The sequence below is a fragment of the Allostella sp. genome (assembly GCF_041913585.1).
GTDB lineage: Bacteria > Pseudomonadota > Alphaproteobacteria > ATCC43930 > Allostellaceae > Allostella.
In genome coordinates this window covers 1-1,914 of sequence record NZ_JAYSFE010000283.1, presented here as the reverse complement: position 1 = coordinate 1,914, position 1,914 = coordinate 1, and the positions used below count along the sequence as shown (strand labels likewise).

General features: G+C 70.6%; 4 protein-coding genes. All 4 read left to right on the top strand.

Going from position 1 to position 1,914, the window contains the following annotated elements; translation table 11 throughout:
* A partial coding sequence (locus ACE3Q3_RS24230) for a LuxR C-terminal-related transcriptional regulator (RefSeq protein ID WP_374450411.1) occupies window positions 1–122 on the top strand: 122 nt, incomplete at its 5' end.
* Window positions 123–209: 87 nt separating this feature from the next.
* Entirely contained in the window at window positions 210–608 is a 399-nt protein-coding gene (locus ACE3Q3_RS24225) for a response regulator transcription factor (RefSeq protein ID WP_374450408.1), read from the top strand.
* An 86-nt stretch (window positions 609–694) separates the two neighbouring features.
* A complete protein-coding gene (locus tag ACE3Q3_RS24220; protein ID WP_374450406.1) occupies window positions 695–1,198 on the top strand; it encodes an Hsp20/alpha crystallin family protein in 504 nt (167 codons plus the stop codon).
* Window positions 1,199–1,354: 156 nt separating this feature from the next.
* Window positions 1,355–1,914, top strand: a 560-nt coding sequence (locus tag ACE3Q3_RS24215) for a cyclic nucleotide-binding domain-containing protein (protein WP_374450404.1), incomplete at its 3' end; no start/stop codon positions are given.

The window sequence follows — 1,914 nt, the reverse complement described above, 5'->3', positions numbered from 1 at the left end:
TCAGCCCGCGCACGGTCGAGATCTACCGCGCGAACATGATGGAGAAGCTGAAGGCCCGCTCGGTCTCGGAGGCGGTCCGCGTCGCCATCCTGGCCGGCGTGCCGGCGCGTGGCGAGAACTAGGGATTTCCCTTAGTTGCCGGTGCCGGGGCACGTGGTCCACATGTCGACCCGCAGAAGGTCCTCCCCGGACGAGGGCAGCGGGTGTGCATGCGAAACGGCCATCGGGCCGATCTCATCATCATCGTGGACGACGATGCGGCGGTGCGCCGGTCGCTGACGCTGCTGCTCGCCGCCTATGACTGGGACGTCGTGTCGTTTGCCTCGGCCGGCGACCTGCTCTCCGCCGGGCTGCCGCGGGACCGCCGTCTGTGCCTGGTCGTCGACCAGGAGATGCCCGGAATGACGGGGCTCGACCTGCTGTCCGCCCTGCGCACGGCCGGGCACCGGCAGCCGGCGATCCTCGTCACCGGGCTGGTCGACGGCCGGCGCCGCGTCGAGCAGGTGGCGCGCGGGATTCCCGACACGGTCTTCCTGCACAAGCCGATCGACGCCGATCAGTTCGTCCATTGCGTGCAGCGCTGCCTGAGCGGCGCGGCAGGGGATTGACGCAGGTCAAGGAGACGTCGCGGCCGCGGTCCTAGTCTTCGCAGCGAAGATCGAAATGATCTTCTGGCGAAGAGGAGAGTGACCTCATGACCGAGACGAAGGACACCAAGGGCACGCCCGCCCCGGCGCCCGCCACCCGTCCGTTCCTGTCGCCCTTCCGCGACGAGTTCGACAGCATGTTCGAGCGCCTCGCGCGCGGCTTTCCGCCGTTTCCGTTCCATGATCTCGGCCACTGGCTGGGGCGCGGCGCCCCCGGTGCGGCCGTTCCCGCCGCCGACGTCGTCGAGACCGACAAGGCCTACGAGATCAAGGTCGACCTGCCCGGGTTCGAGGAGAAGAACGTCGCCGTCGAACTGTCCGGGGACCAGCTGACCCTCCGGGCCGAGCGCAGCGAGGAGCGCGAGGAGAAGCAGCAGAACTACCATGTCAGCGAGCGCCGCCGCGGTTCCTGCCAGCGCATGTTCCGCCTGCCGGACGGCGTCGACCGGGAGAAGATCGCCGCCAGCTTCGAGAACGGCGTGCTCAAGGTGACGGTGCCGAAAACCGAGCCGGCCGCGGCGCAGAGCCGCAAGATCGCCATCAACGGCTGACCGGGCCGCAGGCGGGCGGGGTGGCCGGCCGGCGCGAGCGGCACCACCCTCTCCCGCCCACTCCGTACATCTACCTAAGGGCAATCCACGAATTCCGGCCGCGGGGAGCGGCGACTACAACTTTGTCCCAGGCACGCGCCAGGAGGGACGAAGACGATGCTCGCCACAACCGCCACCGCCAGCACGCTGCATCCGGCGACCGCCAGCCTGTTCCACGCCGCCCCGTCGCGACCGTCCGAGCCGGCGCGCGGCCGGGCTCCGGTTCCGGCACTGTCGCAGCCGCGGCCCGTCCAGGCCCATGCCCGCGGCACGGTCATCCTGCACGAGGGCGACGCCGCCACCCATTGCTACGAGGTGGTGTCGGGGCTCGCCCGGACGTGCAAGCTGCTGGCCGACGGCCGGCGCCTGATCGGCGAGTTCCTGATGCCCGGCGACGTCTTCGGGTTCGAGCTCGGCCAGACCCAGTCGGTCGATGTCGAGGCGGTCACCGCGACCTCGGTCGTGCGCCTGCCGCTGGCGCGGGTCCGCGATCCTGCCGATGACGGCGACGCCACCGCCCGGCGGATGTTCCGCCTCGCTTTCGAGGCAGCCGTCCGCACGAATGCCCGCCTGCTGCTCCTGCCCCGGCAGACGGCGCAGGAGCGGGTTGCCGGCTTCATCCTCGAGATCGACCGCCGGCTGGAGCGGCCGGCCAACCGCATCGAGCTGCCGATGAC

Bases quoted from the DNA above. Each gene is read 5' to 3' on its own strand.
- ACE3Q3_RS24225 (WP_374450408.1), top strand. From the start codon at position 210: ATGCGAAACGGCCATCGGGCCGATCTCATCATCATCGTGGACGACGAT.
- ACE3Q3_RS24220 (WP_374450406.1), top strand. From the start codon at position 695: ATGACCGAGACGAAGGACACCAAGGGCACGCCCGCCCCGGCGCCCGCC.